Origin of the sequence: Domibacillus sp. (genome assembly GCF_031181085.1) — a bacterium.
Classification (GTDB): Bacteria; Bacillota; Bacilli; order Bacillales; family Domibacillaceae; genus Domibacillus.
Genome location: NZ_JAPSLE010000002.1, coordinates 131,053 through 148,702 on the forward strand (window position 1 = coordinate 131,053; position 17,650 = coordinate 148,702).

At 45.0% G+C, this 17,650-nt stretch carries 18 protein-coding genes, 1 other RNA gene, 2 pseudogenes and 1 riboswitch; of the genes and pseudogenes, 19 read left to right on the forward strand and 2 right to left on the reverse strand.

Going from position 1 to position 17,650, the window contains the following annotated elements:
• Positions 1 to 7: 7 nt before the first annotated feature.
• Both RIN81_RS04395 and recU read right to left on the reverse strand, forming a co-directional pair.
• Positions 8 to 2,815 (reverse strand): transglycosylase domain-containing protein, encoded by a 2,808-nt coding sequence (locus RIN81_RS04395; RefSeq protein ID WP_309087773.1) that lies wholly within the window; start codon positions 2,813 to 2,815, stop codon positions 8 to 10.
• A gap of 25 nt (positions 2,816 to 2,840) precedes the next feature.
• Positions 2,841 to 3,446, reverse strand: a complete 606-nt coding sequence (recU, locus tag RIN81_RS04400) for a Holliday junction resolvase RecU (RefSeq protein WP_309087775.1) — start codon at positions 3,444 to 3,446, stop codon at positions 2,841 to 2,843.
• A 174-nt stretch (positions 3,447 to 3,620) separates the two neighbouring features.
• Here recU and RIN81_RS04405 point away from each other — a divergent pair, with 174 nt between their 5' ends.
• The 19 genes and pseudogenes from RIN81_RS04405 (at position 3,621) to RIN81_RS04490 (ending at position 17,588) form a co-directional block, all read left to right on the forward strand.
• The gene (locus RIN81_RS04405; protein WP_309087776.1) at positions 3,621 to 4,100 is read left to right on the forward strand and encodes an STAS domain-containing protein; all 480 of its coding nucleotides are present in this window, start codon (positions 3,621 to 3,623) and stop codon (positions 4,098 to 4,100) included.
• Between the two features lie 112 nt (positions 4,101 to 4,212).
• Positions 4,213 to 4,440: a hypothetical protein gene (locus RIN81_RS04410; protein ID WP_242233645.1), complete on the forward strand. Its 228-nt coding sequence runs from the start codon at positions 4,213 to 4,215 to the stop codon at positions 4,438 to 4,440.
• 14 nt (positions 4,441 to 4,454) lie between these two features.
• A complete protein-coding gene (locus RIN81_RS04415; RefSeq protein WP_309087779.1) occupies positions 4,455 to 4,805 on the forward strand; it encodes a DUF1798 family protein in 351 nt (116 codons plus the stop codon).
• A 121-nt stretch (positions 4,806 to 4,926) separates the two neighbouring features.
• Positions 4,927 to 7,164 carry a DEAD/DEAH box helicase gene (locus RIN81_RS04420; RefSeq protein ID WP_309087781.1) on the forward strand — a complete coding sequence of 746 codons (2,238 nt, stop codon included), beginning with the start codon at positions 4,927 to 4,929 and terminating at the stop codon, positions 7,162 to 7,164.
• 11 nt (positions 7,165 to 7,175) lie between these two features.
• On the forward strand, positions 7,176 to 8,399 hold the full coding sequence (locus RIN81_RS04425; protein WP_309087783.1) for a ribonuclease H-like domain-containing protein: 1,224 nt from the start codon (positions 7,176 to 7,178) through the stop codon (positions 8,397 to 8,399).
• 303 nt (positions 8,400 to 8,702) lie between these two features.
• Positions 8,703 to 9,032 (forward strand): cell division regulator GpsB, encoded by a 330-nt coding sequence (gpsB, locus tag RIN81_RS04430; protein WP_242233649.1) that lies wholly within the window; start codon positions 8,703 to 8,705, stop codon positions 9,030 to 9,032.
• Positions 9,033 to 9,086: 54 nt separating this feature from the next.
• An RNA gene (gene rnpB / locus RIN81_RS04435) (RNase P RNA component class B) lies at positions 9,087 to 9,482 on the forward strand.
• A 90-nt stretch (positions 9,483 to 9,572) separates the two neighbouring features.
• Positions 9,573 to 9,983, forward strand: coding sequence for a PAS domain-containing protein (locus tag RIN81_RS04440; RefSeq protein WP_309087786.1), 411 nt, complete (start codon positions 9,573 to 9,575; stop codon positions 9,981 to 9,983).
• 6 nt (positions 9,984 to 9,989) lie between these two features.
• A pseudogene (locus RIN81_RS04445) lies at positions 9,990 to 10,430 on the forward strand (diguanylate cyclase domain-containing protein).
• Positions 10,431 to 10,462: 32 nt separating this feature from the next.
• Positions 10,463 to 11,101 (forward strand): annotated as a pseudogene (locus RIN81_RS04450) (EAL domain-containing protein).
• The gene (locus tag RIN81_RS15770) at positions 11,085 to 11,225 is read left to right on the forward strand and encodes an EAL domain-containing protein (RefSeq protein ID WP_375164493.1); all 141 of its coding nucleotides are present in this window, start codon (positions 11,085 to 11,087) and stop codon (positions 11,223 to 11,225) included. The pseudogene RIN81_RS04450 and the gene RIN81_RS15770 overlap by 17 nt, the downstream one beginning before the upstream one ends.
• A gap of 22 nt (positions 11,226 to 11,247) precedes the next feature.
• Positions 11,248 to 12,384 (forward strand): THUMP domain-containing class I SAM-dependent RNA methyltransferase, encoded by a 1,137-nt coding sequence (locus RIN81_RS04455; RefSeq protein WP_309087788.1) that lies wholly within the window; start codon positions 11,248 to 11,250, stop codon positions 12,382 to 12,384.
• 164 nt (positions 12,385 to 12,548) lie between these two features.
• A riboswitch (purine riboswitch) is annotated at positions 12,549 to 12,648 on the forward strand.
• Positions 12,649 to 12,754: 106 nt separating this feature from the next.
• Positions 12,755 to 13,339: a xanthine phosphoribosyltransferase gene (locus tag RIN81_RS04460; protein ID WP_309087790.1), complete on the forward strand. Its 585-nt coding sequence runs from the start codon at positions 12,755 to 12,757 to the stop codon at positions 13,337 to 13,339.
• On the forward strand, positions 13,336 to 14,640 hold the full coding sequence (locus RIN81_RS04465; protein WP_309087792.1) for a nucleobase:cation symporter-2 family protein: 1,305 nt from the start codon (positions 13,336 to 13,338) through the stop codon (positions 14,638 to 14,640). Before RIN81_RS04460 ends, RIN81_RS04465 begins: the two co-directional genes overlap by 4 nt.
• Positions 14,641 to 15,099: 459 nt before the next feature.
• Entirely contained in the window at positions 15,100 to 15,504 is a 405-nt protein-coding gene (locus RIN81_RS04470) for a hypothetical protein (protein ID WP_309087794.1), read from the forward strand.
• Between the two features lie 484 nt (positions 15,505 to 15,988).
• Entirely contained in the window at positions 15,989 to 16,399 is a 411-nt protein-coding gene (locus RIN81_RS04475) for a DUF2512 family protein (RefSeq protein WP_375164494.1), read from the forward strand.
• Positions 16,400 to 16,718: 319 nt separating this feature from the next.
• Positions 16,719 to 16,943, forward strand: coding sequence for a hypothetical protein (locus RIN81_RS04480; protein WP_309087796.1), 225 nt, complete (start codon positions 16,719 to 16,721; stop codon positions 16,941 to 16,943).
• A gap of 154 nt (positions 16,944 to 17,097) precedes the next feature.
• On the forward strand, positions 17,098 to 17,304 hold the full coding sequence (locus RIN81_RS04485; protein WP_309088276.1) for a KTSC domain-containing protein: 207 nt from the start codon (positions 17,098 to 17,100) through the stop codon (positions 17,302 to 17,304).
• Between the two features lie 140 nt (positions 17,305 to 17,444).
• Positions 17,445 to 17,588, forward strand: a complete 144-nt coding sequence (locus tag RIN81_RS04490; RefSeq protein WP_309087798.1) for a DUF2188 domain-containing protein — start codon at positions 17,445 to 17,447, stop codon at positions 17,586 to 17,588.
• The last annotated feature ends 62 nt before the right edge of the window (positions 17,589 to 17,650 follow it).

The following is a 17,650-nucleotide window of genomic DNA, read 5'->3' on the forward strand; positions in this document are numbered from 1 at the left end:
GATTTTTTTATGGTGTTTCGGTTTGAACGTCAGGTGCTGGTTCAGCTGAACCATTGCCCTGCGTTGTGCCGGTTCCGCCGGTATTTCCACTTGTATTACCATTCGTGTTCCCATTGCCGTTTCCATTTCCATTGCCGTTTCCATTTCCATTGTTACCTGTAGCAGGCGTGCTTGGCTGTGGAGTAGAAGGCTCAGGATCTGCTGGAGCCGGATCTGCCGGAGCTGGATCTGCTGGAGCCGGATCTGCCGGAGCCGGATCTGCCGGAGCCGGATCTGCCGGAGCTGGATCTGCTGGAGCTGGATCTGCTGGAGCTGGATCTGCTGGAGCTGGCTCAGGATCTGTTGGCTCAGGATCTGTTGGCTCAGGATCTGTTGGTTCCGGTTCTGTTGTTTCACCACCAGGAACGGTTACAGATGTAGAAGCCGAATCAACACTTTGGCCGTCCACGATGGCTGTGACCGTGATGGAGTATGTTTGTCCCGGCTGTCCGCCGCCAAAGACGGTTGAGAAGCCGCCAATCGACTGTGTTTCCAATCCATTTGATACGCTGAAGGATGGACTCCCTTCACCGCTGTAGGACCATGAAACAGACATATTTCCACTCTCGTCTGCGGTCGCCGATAAGCCCGTTACCTCACCGCTGGATGGCTCTTCTTCAGTTTGTTCTTCGTCTTCTGTCTGCTCATCTTCTTCCGGTTCTTCTTCCTTTTTCGGAGCAGAACGCTTCGGCTGTTCGCCGCGGATAAATAATTCATAGGTTACATCGCTGTCTGAAGCGCCGCTTCCTGCCACAACTGCTGGATTCGATCCTTTGACAATTGGCAGTTCAATGACGCTGTCTGGTTTTTCAAAATCAGGTGTATCTACACCCTCGGACACTTTCGTCATCAATTCTTTAAACAGCTGTTTTGCAATCTGCTGGCTGTCCTTGGACAAGTACTCATTGCGTTTTTCATAACCTGTCCAAACGGACGCTGTATATTTCGTTGTGTAGCCGACAAACCATGAATCTGGAGAAGCGCTGGATGGAATATCGTATTTTTCGCGCTCATCCTGCGTGTAGTTCGTTGTTCCGGTTTTACCGGCCATATGAAGCGAAGGAATATTCGCTGCCGTTCCGGTTCCATAGTCTACAACACTTTCTAACATATCCGTAATCATATAAGCCGTGTAATCGCTCATAGCTGGTTCGGATTTAATATCATTTTTGACGACTGTGCCGTCTGCGAGTGTAATTTGTTTAACCGTATGCGGTTTGTTGTAAATACCGCCATTTCCAAATGCAGCATAAGCGCCGGCCATTTGCAGAGGCGAAATCCCTTCTTCGCCATCCATTCCGCCAATCGCATAGGATTCAAATTCATTTTTCAAATTGATGCCGAGCTTGCCGGCAAATTCATAAGCATCGTCAAAACCGACTTCCTGGAACGTCCGGACGGCCGGTGTGTTTTTCGAACGGGCAAGCGCATCACGCATAGACATCATACCTGCGTAAGAGCCGCCGGCATTTCCAACGGAACCGCCATTTGTATATTGAAGCGGGCTGTCTTCCACTTGTTCATACGTTGACCATTTTAAATATTCGATCGCTGGGCCATAATCTAAAATAGGCTTAATCGTTGAGCCTGGCTGTGTCCGGTTATCGGTCGCGTAGTTGAAGCCGCGCTCTACTTCCTGGTTGCGGCCTCCGCCAATCGCCCGAATCTCGCCGGTTTCAGTATCTGTTAAAACGATACCGGCCTGGAACAGCTCACTCGGGTAGTCAATGTACTCATCGCTGTTTAACAGCTCATACATAAAGTCCTGCGCTTCTTTATCAAGCGTTGTTTCGATCGTCAGCCCATCTGTGTAGGCGTTATAGCCCATATCTTCTACTTCCTCAATCACCTGGTCAACAAAAGCGTCATATTCTTTATCGACACCTGATTTGTTTACCGGTTCCTCAACAAGGAAATCAGTAATGTTTTCGGATTGTGCTTCATTCATTTCGGATTCAGTAATTTTGTCATGCTGGTTCATGAGAGAGAGAACAACGTCTTTCCGCTTTTCCGCATTTTCCGGATGCTTAAAGGCATTGTAATTATTCGGGCTTTGCGGCATCCCCGCAAGGTAAGCTGCTTCCGGCAGGGTCAGTTCATCTAAATCTTTACCGAAGTAGTAATCGGCAGCTGCTTTAACACCCATCACCGCAGGAGTACCCGACATATAAATTTTGTTAACATACATTTCAAAAATTTCTTCTTTGGAGTATTTTTGCTCCAGTTTATAAGCAAGATAAGCTTCCTGGGCTTTCCGCTTTAATGTTTTATCAGCTGTCAAGAAAGACATCTTAACAACCTGCTGGGTAATCGTACTGGCCCCTTGTGAGCCAAAGCCGTTTGTCACATTTTTCACTGCTGCACCGGCAAGACGCATCGGATCGATTCCGTGATGGTCAAAAAAGCGGCTGTCTTCCGTTGCAATAAAGGCATCGCGGACCAAAGCAGGAATATCATCATATTTCACATATTCACGGCGTTCTGCACCAACATTGGTCAACAGTTTGCCGTCATCCGTATTAATTTTTGACGAAATCGGATCTTTTAAAAGTGATTCATCAATTTCCGGTGTATCTTTTACGTAATAAGCAAACAGTCCTGCACCACCGATCAAAACGAGTAAAGCAACTAAAAGCAGTCCGAGAAAAACCCGTTTGAAGATCGAACGTTTTTTGTTCGAAGGTGATTTGGCTGGTTTTGCTTTTCGTTGTGCGCGGGCCGGCTTTTTCTTTTGCTGGTTCCGCTTTTCAGTTCTTGATTTGTATTCGCCAGACATGTGTCTCTTTTCCTCACTTTCAATATTAAAAGTATACATCTTCCACGGCATCCAAAAATGGAATGCGCGGAGAAAAGCCCAGTTTCAGCTCCATACTGCAGCTGGTGAGCTCTGCTTTTGTAATAGACTTGCGGCCGCCGTTATGCATACGTTCCCAGAAAGCATTCAATGCATGAAACGGCAGAAAAAAGAGCTCGTCCGTTTTAGAAAAACGGATAATTACAAAAGCGATACCGCCATGCTCGTCCACTTGTTTCATGTGGGCAATTTGGTGGGCGTGAAAGTTTTTGAGCGGAAACGACGTTTCACTGTTCGTTTCTTTCGCTTCAAAATCAATATACTTTCCTTTATAAACCCCATTGTAATCTGTTGTAGAAGCCTGCCTGAAATAAGCTTCCTTAATGACAGCCGCGCTTCTGGCTGGATAGTCAACCCGTACAATTTGAACGGGAACAGGTTTTTTGTGAATGACCGCCATATTTTGGCTTAAATAATACGCATTCGTTTCATTAATATCGTCTTCAAGCGTCATGCCGCGGTTTGAAAAAACAGGATTCTTGTTCTGCTGCTTCGCCTGGGACGATTGAGCGGGCTGCGTATATTCTTTTCCATTCGGATAGCGGATCGCCATCTCATTCCCTCCTCTTGAATCCAATCAATATCATACCACATGAGCGAACAAATCGCCTGTTTGAAAAGACATATTGCTTTATGCCTTTTTCCGGAAGCAGAACATTGAAAAGCGACAGTCATTCAGCTAGTATATTAAGATAAATAGAATCATGATAAAAGCAGGGGATGTGCAATGAAAAAAGAATCCGAAGAGATTGGAGCCCTTCAAGAAGAAATACGAGCTTTAAAAGAGGAGCTGGCCGAATACAAGCAGTTAGTGAAGGGTGTGTCTGCTCCGATTATTCCATCTATTATCCCAGAAACCATCTTAGTGCCGCTGACAGGGAAAATGTCGCAGGAACGATTTGAACTAATTATTTCTGCATTAATGGATGCTTGCTACGAAAATGAAGTGGAAAATGTTATTATTGATTTTACAGCCATTACGAAAAAAGAGATTGAGAAAACCGAGCTGCTTGGACAATTGATCGATCAGCTGGTTAGCTCGTTAAACTTAATGGGGGCTGACACATTTTTAGTTGGATTCAGACCGGAGTTTACACAGGAGGTTATGCGAAGCGGTATGCAGATTCGTCCTGATTTACATACGTTTCTAACGTTCCGGCAGGCTCTTCAGTTTTTAATGAAGAAAAAAGGCATGACTTTTGCGTAAATTGTCGGATTGCCGCTTTCTTTGCCGTGTGTTCACTAGTTTTGTCAAGCCGGAAGGAGATCTCCTCCCCGCGGCGAATTTTACTAGTCAACAAAGCAAAGGGGTGACGGGAATGACAAAGCAAGAGTGGATGGAACAGTTGGCACAATTGGAAAAAGATACATTAGAGCTTGAGCAGCGATTGAAAATGAGGGTGGCAGACGAACGAAGCCGCAAAATTGCCGGCTTTCGCATTCACACGGAGCGGGTTCATAACCGTTTGCTTCTAGTGGAAGAAGGAGCACGCTTTTTGTGCGGGGATGTAGTGATGCCGCTGAAGCCAGCAGCTGGCTCAATATGAAATGAGGGTAGAACGTGTCTTTAGGCGATCAAACAGTGAAATTACGGGAATTAATTGAACAGGCGAAAGCTATTTTTGAAGCAGGCCGCCAAACAAAGGAACCGGCTGATTTTTTCAAAACCGTAAAGCCGTTTGCAGACGAGGTAGATGCTGCAGCGGACGCTTGGGAACAAGCGGCGCTTTCGTATTTAAAAGAGCATCCGCAAAAATACGTGCATGCTGCTCAGATTATCCAGGCAGCTGACAACGCCCGGCGGGTTGGTGCTCACGCCCATTTTTTTGATACAGGAAGGGCAAAGTTTATTCAATCGGCAGATTCAGCCTTGTATGTGCTTGAATCGCTTTATCATAACTTAGAAGAATAAAGGGCGCATTCAAGCGTTCTTTTTTTTTTGCTTTTAAAAAGATCGTTTGTTCGATAAGATAGAAGAAAAAGAACCGATTTTTAGGATCGAAAGCAGCAGGAAAAGAGGTGCCAGCAGGGCAATGTGGGAAAAAACACTTGTAGAGATGATTGAAGAGCTGCGGCAGGATGAAAATGTCATCCACTGGCATGAATTGGAGCCAGTAGAAGCAAAAACACGTCCGATGCCGGATTTTTTGGATGAGCGGCTGAAAAACGCACTGGAAGCACGCCGAGTGCGCGAGTTATACACCCACCAATATTCAGCTTTAGAAGCTGTGCAAAAAGGAGAAAATATTGTAGCAGTGACCCCGACCGCTTCTGGCAAAACGCTTTGCTATAATCTGCCCGTCCTGCAAAAAATTGCGGAAGATTCAACAAGCAGGGCTCTTTATCTGTTTCCAACGAAAGCACTGGCACAGGATCAAAAAAGTGAATTAAACGAAATGATTGCCGAAATGGGTGCCGATATTAAAAGCTTTACGTATGATGGAGATACGTCACCGACGATTCGCCAAAAAGTCCGGCAGGCGGGGCATATTGTGATGACTAATCCTGATATGCTTCATTCGGCTATTTTGCCAAACCATACAAAATGGGTCAGTTTGTTTGAGAACTTAAAATATATCGTCATTGATGAACTGCATACGTACCGCGGTGTATTCGGCAGCCATGTTGCGAATGTGATTCGCCGCTTGCTGCGTATTTGTGCTTTTTACGGAAGCAGCCCGCAGTTTATTTGTACGTCTGCCACGATTGCCAATCCGAAAGAACTCGCTGAAGCGTTAACGAACCGGCCGATGCGGCTGATCGGCAACAATGGAGCACCGCGGGGGCGGAAGCACTTTGTTTTTTATAATCCGCCGGTTGTGAATGAACCGCTGAATATTCGCCGGAGTGCGACCGTTGAAGTAAACCGCCTGGCGCAGGAATTTTTAAAAAATAACATTCAAACGATTGTGTTTGCGAGAAGCCGGGTCCGGGTTGAAGTGATTTTAAGTCATATTCAGGAGTTGGTGAAGCGGGAGATCGGCCCGAAAACTATTCGCGGCTACCGGGGCGGCTACTTGCCGAAGGAGCGGCGTGCGATTGAGCAGGGGCTTCGAAATGGAGAAATTTTAGGCGTGGTCAGTACGAACGCGCTGGAGCTTGGTGTCGATATTGGACAGCTGCAGGTCTGCGTGATGACCGGCTATCCGGGCAGTATCGCAAGCACCTGGCAGCAGGCCGGCCGTGCCGGGCGGCGTCATGGTGAAGCAGTCATCATTATGGTGGCAGGATCGGCGCCGATTGACCAGTATGTCGTGCAAAATCCGGATTATTTCTTTGAGCGAAATCCTGAATCAGCCCGCATTAATGCCGAAAATTTAATTATTTTAGTTGATCATTTAAAGTGCGCAGCGTACGAGCTGCCGTTTCGGGAAGACGAATTGTTCGGCCCGATGGAGGTAGGTGAAATCCTGGAATATTTGCAGGAGGAACGGGTTCTTCATTACAATGGAGGCAAATATCACTGGTCTCATGAATCATTTCCGGCGACCAATATTTCTCTTCGCTCGGCTGCACAGGAAAATGTCGTCATTGTTGATCAGACTGAAACGGCTAATGTAAAGATTATCGGCGAAATGGACCGGCTCAGCGCGATGACGCTTTTGCACGATGAAGCGATTTATTTGCACGAAGGGGTGCAGTTTCAAGTAGAAAAGCTGGATTGGGAGCACAAAAAAGCATACGTCCGCCAGGTGGATGTGGAATATTATACAGATGCTAATTTGGCGGTTCAGCTGAAAGTACTGGAAATAGACCGGACGCGGGAGCAGTCGCTTTCCTCTGTTCATTACGGTGACGTTACGGTGAATATATTGCCGACCATCTTTAAAAAAATTAAGTTAACGACTTTCGAAAACATTGGCTCCGGGCCGATTACACTGCCGGAAGAAGAAATTCATACGAGTGCAGTCTGGCTGGAGCTTAAAATCGATGAGCCTGAAAAATCACTGGAACATTTGCTCATGGGAATTGCGAACGTTCTGCATCATGTGGTTCCCATCCACACAATGTGCGACCGGAGTGATATTCACGTCGTTTCACAAATTAAAGCGGCCCATACAGGAATGCCGACTATTTTTTTATATGATCATTATCCGGGCGGCATCGGTCTTGCAGAAGATGTGTACAAGCGGTTCGACAGTGTCAAGGCGGCGGCCATTGATTTGATTCGCAGATGTCCGTGTGAAAACGGCTGTCCTTCCTGCGTTGGCATGGGGTTTGAGGGAATAAATGTGAAGCAAAAAAGCATCGAGCTGCTCAACCGGTTTTAAGGGGGCTAAAAATGAGTTTAATGAAAAAGCTGCAGCGGCAGAAAAAGCATATTGTACGTGATGGGGAAAAACCGGCTGCCAAAAAAGTGGAGGAACCGAAAGAGATTCGGCATTGGGAGACGTGGAAGGCAGCGGGAGCGGAGCTGTTTGAGTTTGAAGGGGAGTACTGCATCACGCGTGAAACGCACCATCCGCTCGATACGTTCCACGGCTTGTATACATTTAATGAGGCGCAAAAAACGATTGCACAGTGGTCATCTTTTAGTGGACATCATCCACTGTCGGCTAAAGGATTTCACCCATCTGATTTATACTTCTTTGACATTGAGACGACCGGGCTCAGCGGTTCAGGAAGTATTATTTTTTTACTTGGAACAGCGCGCATTCATGACCATCAAGTGACGGTTAAGCAATTTTTTCTTCCTTCTCCAGGCAATGAAACGGCACTGTATGCGAAATTTCTACAGGAAACCGACTATACGACCTTGGTAACGTACAACGGAAAATCATTTGACTGGCCGCAGGTAAAGTCACGTCACACATTTGTGCGCGAGCGGGTGCCGGCACTGCCGGCTTTTGGGCATTTTGACCTTTATCATGCATCCCGCCGGCTTTTTAAGCATACAATGGATTCGGTTAAGCTTGTCAACGTAGAAAAAAAGCACCTCGGACTCGAACGAGTGAATGATGTTCCCGGTCATCTGGCACCGATTATTTATTTTGATTTTATCGATCGGGGAGACCCAGAGGGTGTCCTGCAGGTGATGAAGCACAACGAGCGCGACATTTTAAGCTTAATTACTTTATATACGCATATCAGCCGTCTCGTGCTTGATGAAGAAGGAGGAAGTGATGACCAAACGACTCTTGAGGTAGGAAAGTGGTTTGAAGCGTCGGGAAACCGTGCGGCAGCAAAAGAATCCTTTCAATACGCTGCGAAGAGCCGCCGGGATGACGTCGCTTTAGATGCGGCGTTCCGGCTTGCGATGCAGCTGAAAAAGGAACATTCTTTTGAAGAAGCGTTGCAGCTGTTTACCCGTGTCCGTCAGGCTGGGGCGGACCGCTCTATCGAAGCAGCCGTCGAGCTGGCCAAGCTGTATGAGCATAAACGGAAAGATATTCCGATGGCGGTAAGAGAAACCAACTGGGCCCTGCAGCAAAAGCAGGAAAACCCGGCAGTCGAAGCCGCTCTGTTACACCGTTTGTGCCGGCTTGAAAAAAAGTTGTCGAAATAACGCGAAAATGACTGTCATATAGTTGTAACTTTTTTAAAAACACCGTAAAATGATAAATGGTTGTTTTGAGATAAACTATAAATATGGGGTGAATGACAGGTTGTATCGTGCAATTCTATTTTTATTTTTCGTGTTTGTCGGCTTAACTGCATTCGTATTAACAAACTTAAAAGATAGTTTTTACGCATTGTTATAAGGGAAGAAAAAACCTCTTGGCTGCCTGCTTTCCGATTGACAAACGACCCTGTTTTTGAAACAATTAATGAAAAAATAGGCAGGATTCGATGAAGGTGGTGCAAGGCAATGTTGTCGGATAAACTTAAGTTAACAGGAAAAGATATCCTGGAAAAAGAATTTAAAACATCGATGCGGGGCTATAACCCGGATGAAGTAGATCAATTTTTAGACCTTGTCATAAAAGACTATGAAGTATTTCAGCAGGCAATTGAAGAGCTGCAGCAGGAAAACTTGCGCTTGAAAAAAGAAAACAGCACGATTTCAGCACGGAAGCCGATTCCGGAAGCGCCAATTCGCCAGCAGCAGCCGGCTCCGGGATCAACCAATTTCGATATTTTAAAACGCTTATCGAATTTGGAACGCCACGTTTTTGGCGACCGTCTCCATAATGAATAAATTACCATTGCGAAATCTCGCGGTTTCTTTTATAATAAGAAACGAAATCGAATAACGTTTGGGTAATCGCTGTGAGTCTTGTGCTCGCAGAGGAAAGTCCATGCTCACACAGTGCTGTGATGCCTGTAGTGATCACGCCTGGCGAAACCATAAGCCAGGGCAGCAATTTATTTTGCTGACGGCAGGGAAAACACCTACGTCCTTCCTGGATATGGTGTGAATACCTTGAAAGTGCCACAGTGACGTAGCTTTGCTAGAAATGGCAAAGGTGGAACGAGGTAAACCCCGTGAGTGAGCAACCCAAATTTTGGTAGGGGCACTTTCCGGACGAAAACGAACGAATGGAAAGGTGAAACATATAGGTGTTTCGCAGATAGATGATTGCCACCGGAGTACGAGGCCATACCCTGGCCGTTTGTAGTACAATGGTACAAAACATGGCTTACAGAACGTTATTCAGGGTTTATGAAATCTAACTAACACAGCTCTCCTTTATAGGGGAGCTTTTGTTCTATTTGGCGGGGGAGCTGACTCCTTTTTATGAAGGATTATCCAAAACAAATGAATGAATTAATCGTTAACTACATCCGTGAAGGCGTTATGGTTACGGATAAAACGGGTGCCATTTTATTTGTAAATCCAGCGTTTCACGTAGTGACTGGCTACAAAGCAGAAGAAGTGATTGGAAAACAGCCGTGCTTTTTACAGTCGGGTCTGCACAATCGCCCATTTTATGAACAAATGTGGAAAACCATCGCACAAAAAGGACAATGGAGTGGTGAAATATGGAACCGGCGCCGCAACGGTGAGCTTTATCCGGAGTGTCTGCCCATTTTGGCCGTGCATGATGACCAGGGAAAAGCGGAACACTATATTGGTGATTTTACCGATATTTCTAATCAGCGCTCGGCAAAAGCAGAAGCAAAAAAACTGGCCCATCAAGATGCTTGAACGGGAGTGGCCAACCGTTACGCTTATTATACGCGAATGGTTTCTGTTATAGAAACTTCTCAAGCATACAATCAAAAATTAGCTGTATTTTTACTTGATTTGGATCGTTTCAAACAAATTAACGATACGTTCGGTCATAAAGCGGGAGACGAGCTGCTTGGCAATAAAGATATGATCGCCAGGCTCGGGGGAGAAGAATTTTCTCTTACACTGACCCACCTCCATCACGAACGCGAAGCTTTTCAATTGGCGGAAGCGGTTATTTCCTTTTTCTCGACTCCTTTTCATATTGCAGGGCAGGATATTTAGATCTCAACAAGCATGGGCATCAGTTTTTTTCCTGAAGATGGCCGTGATGTGGAAACGTTAATTCGGCATGCAGACAAAGCGATGTACCATTCTAAACAAACAGGACGGAACCGTTTTCGGTTTACCGTGAAGAGATGAATGAGGAAACGAAAGAAGCCCTGACTATGGAAATGGGGCTGCGCCGTGTCATTGAGCGAAATGAATTGGTGCTTCATTATCAGCCGCAGGTTGATGCAGTTTCTAAAACGGCAACGGGTGCAGAAGCGCTGCTTCAATGGCATAATAAGCATTACGGCGATATACCGCCTGCAGTTTTTATTCCGCTGGCAGAAAGAACCGGCCTGATTATTCCGATTGGAAAATGGATTATAAGGAAGGTATGCCGTGATTTACATACATTGCGCCGATACGGGTTTACCGATTTACCGATTGCGGTAAATATATCGGCTTTGCAATTTTTACAGGATGGATTTGTGGAAACCGTCCAAGCTATTTTATATGAAGAAAATATTCCGCCGGAGCGCCTCGAACTGGAGTTAACAGAAAGTACCGTTATGCCAGACGCATAGTCTTCAATCCAAAAGCTGGACCAGTTGAAAGGGCTCGGCTTCTGGTTATCCATTGATGATTTTGGGACAGGGTATTCGTCGCTCAGTTATTTGCGCCGATTTTCTATTGACCAGCTGAAAATCGACCGAAGCTTTATTCAGCTGATGGATGAAGACGAGGATGCTGCTTCGGTTGTGGAAGCCATTATGACGATGGCGCATCGCCTGCCTTCATTTGAAAGTTGTGGCCGAAGGTGTTGAAAATGAGCGTCAATTTGAGCTGCTGCAGGAAAAGTCATGTGATATCGTTCAAGGCTATTTTTATTCAAAACCGATTTCTTTATCCGAGCTGATCACTTTTTTGCAAAATGATTGGCCGAAATGAATCGATAGGAAAAGAGGATGTTATGTATACATTAATCGCAACTGCTGCGATGGGACTTGAAGCCATCGTAGCCAAAGAAGTAAAAGATCTTGGATACGAACCGAGAACAGAAAATGGAAAAGTGTATTTCGAAGGAGATGCCGCTGCGATTGCACGCTGCAACATGTGGCTGCGTACAGCTGACCGCGTAAAAGTGGTTGTGGCTGAATTTTACGCCAAAACATTTGATGAGCTTTTTGAAAAAACAAAAGCGCTTCGCTGGGAGGACTACCTGCCAAAGGACGCCTCGTTTCCTGTACAAGGGAAGTCCGTTAAATCTACCCTGTTTAGTGTTTCTGACTGCCAGGCGATTGTGAAAAAAGCCATCGTGGAGCGGTTAAAATCCGCTTATCACGTGGAAACGTGGCTGGCTGAAACAGGAGCGCGTTTTCCGCTCGAAGTGGCTCTTTTAAAAGATAAAGTAACCTTGACAATTGACGCAAGCGGTGCAGGCCTGCATAAGCGCGGCTACCGGACCGGGCAGGGAGAAGCGCCGCTGAAAGAAACGCTGGCCGCTGCCCTTGTTAAGCTGACGAATTGGTATCCTGACAAGCCGTTTTTAGACCCGTTCAGCGGCTCTGGTACCATCCCAATTGAAGCAGCACTGATCGGCCAGAATATCGCTCCAGGATTTAACCGTGAATTTATTTCCGAAGGATGGGACTGGATCGGCGGGGGTATCTGGGATGAAGTGCGAACGGAAGCAGAAGATAAAGCGAATTACGATCAGCCGCTTGATATCGAAGGGCTGGATGTAGATCCGAAAATGGCCCGGATTGCTGAAGCGAACGCGTTCGAAGCCGGTTTGGGCGATTTGATCCGGTTCCGCACAGAAGATGCAACGAAATTTCAAACCGACAAGGAATATGGTGTAATCGTTGGCAATCCGCCGTACGGAGAACGCCTCAGCGACCGTCCAGGCGTTGAAAAGCTGTATGCTGATTTAGGACGCGCTTTTAAGCCGCTCGATACGTGGTCCATTTATGTATTAACGTCCCATGAAGGATTTGAAGAAGTATACGGCCGTCCGGCTACGAAAAAACGCAAGCTGTTTAACGGATTTATCCGCTGTGATTACTATCAATACTGGGGCAAACGCCCGCCTCGCCACGAAGGTTAATAAGCGAAAAAGCCTTTGACTATTTTTCGGTCAAAGGCTTTTTCCGCTCTATAAAATGCCTGGAGGTGAGAGTACGCGAAAAGAAAACGAATAATCAGAAAACAAAAAAAAGAAATGTTCGTATTTTGTATTGATTTTCTCAAATGATATGCTATTATAATGATTATCAACTAAACATATTCACTCATATAATCGCAGGAATCGGCCTGCAAGTTTCTACCGGACACCGTAAATGTTCCGACTATGAGTGAACAAGAGAACGGACCCGTCTGTTCGCAGCCTGAAGGCATTGTTCACTCTTTTTTGAGGAATACGTTGCGCTTCAGGCTTTTTTATGCCTGAAGACGAATCAAAGGAGGAAATCTACACCATGAAGCGTCTTCATGAAAAAATGGAACAGGACGGACGCGTGCTTTCTGAGCACGTTTTAAAAGTAGATTCGTTTTTGAATCACCAGATTGATCCGCAGTTAATGAAAGAAATCGGAGAAGAATTTGCCCGGTTGTTCGAGGGAGCAGGAATCACAAAAATTCTCACATTGGAATCGAGCGGGATCGCTCCATCTGTGATGACCGGCCTTGTGTTAGGGGTGCCAGTTGTGTTTGCACGCAAGCGCCAGTCTTTAACGATGACGGATGATCTCTTGACGGCGGATGTATATTCATTTACAAAAGAAACAACCAACCGGATTGCGGTTTCTCAATCTTTCTTGAGAGAAGACGACACAGTGCTGATTATTGACGACTTTTTGGCAAACGGCCAGGCAGCGCTCGGCTTAATGGATATTGTAAAGCAGGCAGGAAGCAAGGTTGCCGGAATCGGCATCGTAATTGAAAAGTCGTTCCAGGACGGACGTGCCTTATTGGAAAAAGAAGGCGTACGGGTAGAGTCACTTGCCAGAATCGAATCTCTTCATGATGGAAAAATTCAATTTAAAGTGGAGGTACACCAATGAAACCGACACGTTTAAAAACCGCTTCGCTCGGTATTCAGCATGTGTTAGCGATGTATGCAGGAGCAGTGATTGTGCCGCTGATTGTCGGCGCAGCGGTCGGTATGACGCCGGCTCAGTTAACGTACCTTGTCTCAATTGATATTTTTATGTGCGGAATTGCGACGCTTCTTCAAGTATACCGCGGCAAATGGATCGGCATCGGCCTGCCAGTTGTACTCGGCTGTACCTTTACCGCTGTCAGCCCGATGATTGCTATCGGGACGGCAAATGGCGTTTCCGCTATTTACGGCGCGATTATCGCTTCTGGTATTTTCGTATTGGTCATTGCCCCATTCTTCAGCCGGCTTGTCCGCTTTTTCCCGCCGGTCGTAACGGGTTCCGTTGTAACGATTATTGGTGTTACCCTTATCCCAGTAGCGATGAACAATATGGGCGGCGGACAGGGAAGCCCTGATTTCGGCTCTGCCGAAAACCTTACACTTGCGTTTGCGACGCTTGCTGTCATTATTGTGATGTATCGCTTTTTCAAAGGATTTGTCCGGTCGATCTCTGTTTTGCTTGGGCTGTTGTTTGGAACGCTCCTGGCATTCTTTATGGGCAAAGTCGATTTCTCAGCTGTCACGGATGCTTCGTGGTTCCATTTGATTCAGCCGTTTTATTTTGGAACCCCGTCATTTGAATGGACAGGCATTTTAACGATGATTTTAGTGGCGATGGTCAGCCTCGTTGAATCAACAGGCGTGTACTTTGCTATTTCAGATATTTGTGATAAAAAAGTAGCAGAAAAAGATTTAGCCAAAGGATACCGTGCGGAAGGACTGGCGATTGTACTTGGCGGAATTTTTAACGCTTTTCCGTACACGGCTTTTTCACAAAACGTCGGACTCATGCAGCTTTCAGGTGTGAAATCACGCAGCGTCATTTTCTATACAGCCGGCTTTTTAATCATTCTTGGACTTGTACCAAAAATCGGCGCCTTCACAACGATTATTCCATCCAGCGTATTAGGCGGCGCGATGGTCGCGATGTTCGGAATGGTTGTTGCGCAAGGTGTTAAAATGCTCGGCCGCGTTGATATGAATGCGCAGGAAAACTTGCTGATTATTGCTTGTTCGGTCGGTCTGGGTCTTGGCGTAACAGTAGTGCCGGACTTGTTTAAAGGTCTGCCAAGCGGCCTTCAAATCCTCACAGGCAACGGCATTGTAGCCGGCAGTATGACGGCGATCATCCTTAATATCGTATTTAACGAATTAGGCCGTAAAAAAGCATCGGCTTCTGTAGCGGAAAACAAAGTTTCTTAATTTAAAACTCTCATGTTTTAAAAACGTCATCTTCATTTCTTTTGATTAAAAGAAACGAAGGTGGCGTTTTTTTGTATGCAAAAAAATTTTAAACAATGGAAGGAATTTAACTTTTCGTTTCAGCCGGCTTTCGATTATTTTTCTTCAGCAAAGAAATCCTAAGGACGAAGGGCAGCCGGCAATAAAAAGTTACTTTGAGCGTTCCAGCTTTTTAGAAAATGATGAAGCGAAAATCGCTGCGAAACGCTTGGCACAGGGATGTATACAAAGCGGAGGCCGGTGTTTTGAGCGGCATGGATTTGTACAAATTAAAACAGAAATCAACAGCTGTTTAAGTCCAAATGAAGCAACCGCATTCGATAAGGCAGAATAGTGACTCGATCAATTAGGTACATACACTTGCAGGGCATTGGCAGCTGTCTCCACCTCGAAAATGATAAATAAAGGAGAAATTTTAATATGGAAAAAAAATCATTGAACACTTTAATCACGGAGTACCGGGCGAAACAGAAGGAACATCAGGGTAAAGTAATCGCTCCGCCAGAACTAAAAGCCGGTGCAAAAGAAATCTTTGAACAAGCGAAAGCGGAAGCCGTTGCGGATTATGAGGAGAAGCTGCCGGCAGTTCTTGCGGAGATTGAAGCCGCAAAAGCGCATTATCTTTATGCTATTGCGTCTTATTCAGCACTGAAAAAAGCTGTTGATCAAAAGATTACCGAAGCCGGGCGTGAAATCGGACACGATTTTCAAGCGCTGGACCTGCCGAACCTGCGCGATATTGGATGGTTTTGCCGTGACCATGATCAAGCGGACGGTTCAAAATATACCGTATTTGAAGACGAAATCAGAAAAGCAATCCAGTGATAATTCGGTACGGTTGAACCGTAGCATTGAGGTGCAATTGATTGAAGATATCAAGGAAAATAATGCTTTTATTTGGACATTGAAGCCGCGGTTGTTCACAGCTAGACTGTTGTAATAAAAGAATCAGTATATCTTCACGGTTAAACAAAAATCAAAATGTGCAAAATTCAAATTTAAAAAGAATTGAACTGTATTTAACTGATATGTTTATATGACAGAAGTAGGCAGCCTTTCTGCCAGCTGGAAATATAAAGGTTATGCCATTCATACTCACGGTATTGTCTATTATACTTCATGCAGGGTAGAACTCTTTTCGGTTCATTTTACAGTAGAAGATCTAAGCTTATATAGAGTATAAAAGAAAGATAACAGCTTAATGACAAAATATTATTTCTTTACATAAACATTAAAAAACATTAACTCCATGTTTAATATTTCTATAGAGGGTATTAACTGAGCAATGAAGAAAAAGGAGGAAGTGTTTTTGGATCACGTTAAAGCGATTATGATTAAATTTGTGATGATTGCGACTACTTTAGGGATCGTGCTTACTGGATTTTATCAGGGAGAGCTCAGTGATACCCTCCTCATTAGTGCCGTTCTTTCAGTTGTGGCGTATATCATCGGTGATTTGCTTATATTCCACAAAGAAGGCGATGACTATGAGCGTAAGGAAGATCACGTTCAAAGAAACGTCCTTGCTTCTTTGTCAGATGCGATACTAGCTTTTTTTGTTGTGTCGCTTATGGGCAGATCACTTTTAATTAATGGCGGGGATGTTTTAACAGCTGCATTTATTTCAGCCATTCTTGTTGTAGCGGGTGAATGGTTTTTCCACAAGTATTTAGACAATCATGTGTTTGACGATGAACACGCTCACAATCATATAAGATAACGATCAAGTGAAAAGTAGGCGTATTTTGAATAAGACGACATGGCTGATTAACAAAAAAACTAAATAACAGATCTCTTTGAGCGGCCCCGTGCGGGCGGCTCGTTTTTGCTTTCAAAACAAACAAAAACAGAAGGTGGCAGCGAGGAGAATATGTAGAATGAAATTAGCCGCTGGTGAAACAATAACAGCATCAGGTGTTAAGCGCTGGAAAGAGCAGTGCGGCAGAATATATGGTGTGATATACCCAAACTAAACAAACAGTTTTACGGCGTTTCATGTTTCGCCGGCTTTTTGAAATTTAAAAAAGGGGGAGAGATAAATGGAAATTTTGTATACGGGTGAAGAAATGGTCATTAAAGGTGACGAAACTTTACTGGCAAAAATTAAAGGAAAGAGCCTGGATGATATTGATATAAGCGGCATTCGTGTAAATGCCGACGAGCTTGCTAAGTTGTTTGACGCAGCCCGCGCCGAAGGGTCTGTAGAAAGCATAGGCCGCTACGCCCTGCTGAAAGAAAAATACCTGGCAGCTTATAACGCATAAAGAGCGGTCCTGAGCGGATGGCTCTTTTTTCTATATGGAACCGTAAGAGAAGCCGCTTTTTTGTTTAAACAAATCGTTAAAAAAGAAGTTTAAAGAAAACAATAGCGTTTATTTAAGATGAAAAAAGCAAGGAGGGAAGGCAGAGAGAATGGAAATGGCCAATGTCTTTTCTTCTCATTTAAAACGAGTCGGATACAACCCTTTTCATCAAATTCTTCGAATCGAGTTTCAGGACCAAAGTATTTATGACTATGAAGGGGTGCCCGAACATATTTACAGAAGTTTAATGAGAGCAGATTCACACGGCAAATATCATGCCGCGTTTATTAAAGACCGCTATAAGTATAGAAGAGTTTGGTGACGGGGAGACATATTTTGCGTTTTTAAGAGGATGAACCGGGTAAAGATACCGTCTCAAAAGGAGGATTCGTTATAGCTGAAAACCATGGGCGCAATGAATATTTTGAAGACCGGGCTGGTACAGACGAGGCGGGATTTCATGTGGTTCCTCACGGTGATGGTGAATGGGCTGTGAAAACAGAAGGGAAAGACGAACCTAATGACACGTTCGCTTCAAAATCCGAAGCAGTAGGCGAAGCGAAAAAAAATGGCAGAAAAAGCAGGAACAATGGCTATTATTCATGACGAAGGTGGACAAATTGAAAAACAGCATAACTACCAAAGCTGACAGCAGTCAGTAAAAAAGG

Coding starts and splice junctions, on each gene's coding strand:
- RIN81_RS04395 (WP_309087773.1), bottom strand. CDS start 2,815: ATGTCTGGCGAATACAAATCAAGAACTGAAAAGCGGAACCAGCAAAAG.
- recU (WP_309087775.1), bottom strand. CDS start 3,446: ATGGCGATCCGCTATCCGAATGGAAAAGAATATACGCAGCCCGCTCAA.
- RIN81_RS04405 (WP_309087776.1), top strand. CDS start 3,621: ATGAAAAAAGAATCCGAAGAGATTGGAGCCCTTCAAGAAGAAATACGA.
- RIN81_RS04410 (WP_242233645.1), top strand. CDS start 4,213: ATGACAAAGCAAGAGTGGATGGAACAGTTGGCACAATTGGAAAAAGAT.
- RIN81_RS04420 (WP_309087781.1), top strand. CDS start 4,927: ATGTGGGAAAAAACACTTGTAGAGATGATTGAAGAGCTGCGGCAGGAT.
- RIN81_RS04425 (WP_309087783.1), top strand. CDS start 7,176: ATGAGTTTAATGAAAAAGCTGCAGCGGCAGAAAAAGCATATTGTACGT.
- gpsB (WP_242233649.1), top strand. CDS start 8,703: ATGTTGTCGGATAAACTTAAGTTAACAGGAAAAGATATCCTGGAAAAA.
- RIN81_RS04440 (WP_309087786.1), top strand. CDS start 9,573: ATGAAGGATTATCCAAAACAAATGAATGAATTAATCGTTAACTACATC.
- RIN81_RS04455 (WP_309087788.1), top strand. CDS start 11,248: ATGTATACATTAATCGCAACTGCTGCGATGGGACTTGAAGCCATCGTA.
- RIN81_RS04460 (WP_309087790.1), top strand. CDS start 12,755: ATGAAGCGTCTTCATGAAAAAATGGAACAGGACGGACGCGTGCTTTCT.
- RIN81_RS04465 (WP_309087792.1), top strand. CDS start 13,336: ATGAAACCGACACGTTTAAAAACCGCTTCGCTCGGTATTCAGCATGTG.
- RIN81_RS04470 (WP_309087794.1), top strand. CDS start 15,100: ATGGAAAAAAAATCATTGAACACTTTAATCACGGAGTACCGGGCGAAA.
- RIN81_RS04480 (WP_309087796.1), top strand. CDS start 16,719: ATGGAAATTTTGTATACGGGTGAAGAAATGGTCATTAAAGGTGACGAA.
- RIN81_RS04485 (WP_309088276.1), top strand. CDS start 17,098: ATGGCCAATGTCTTTTCTTCTCATTTAAAACGAGTCGGATACAACCCT.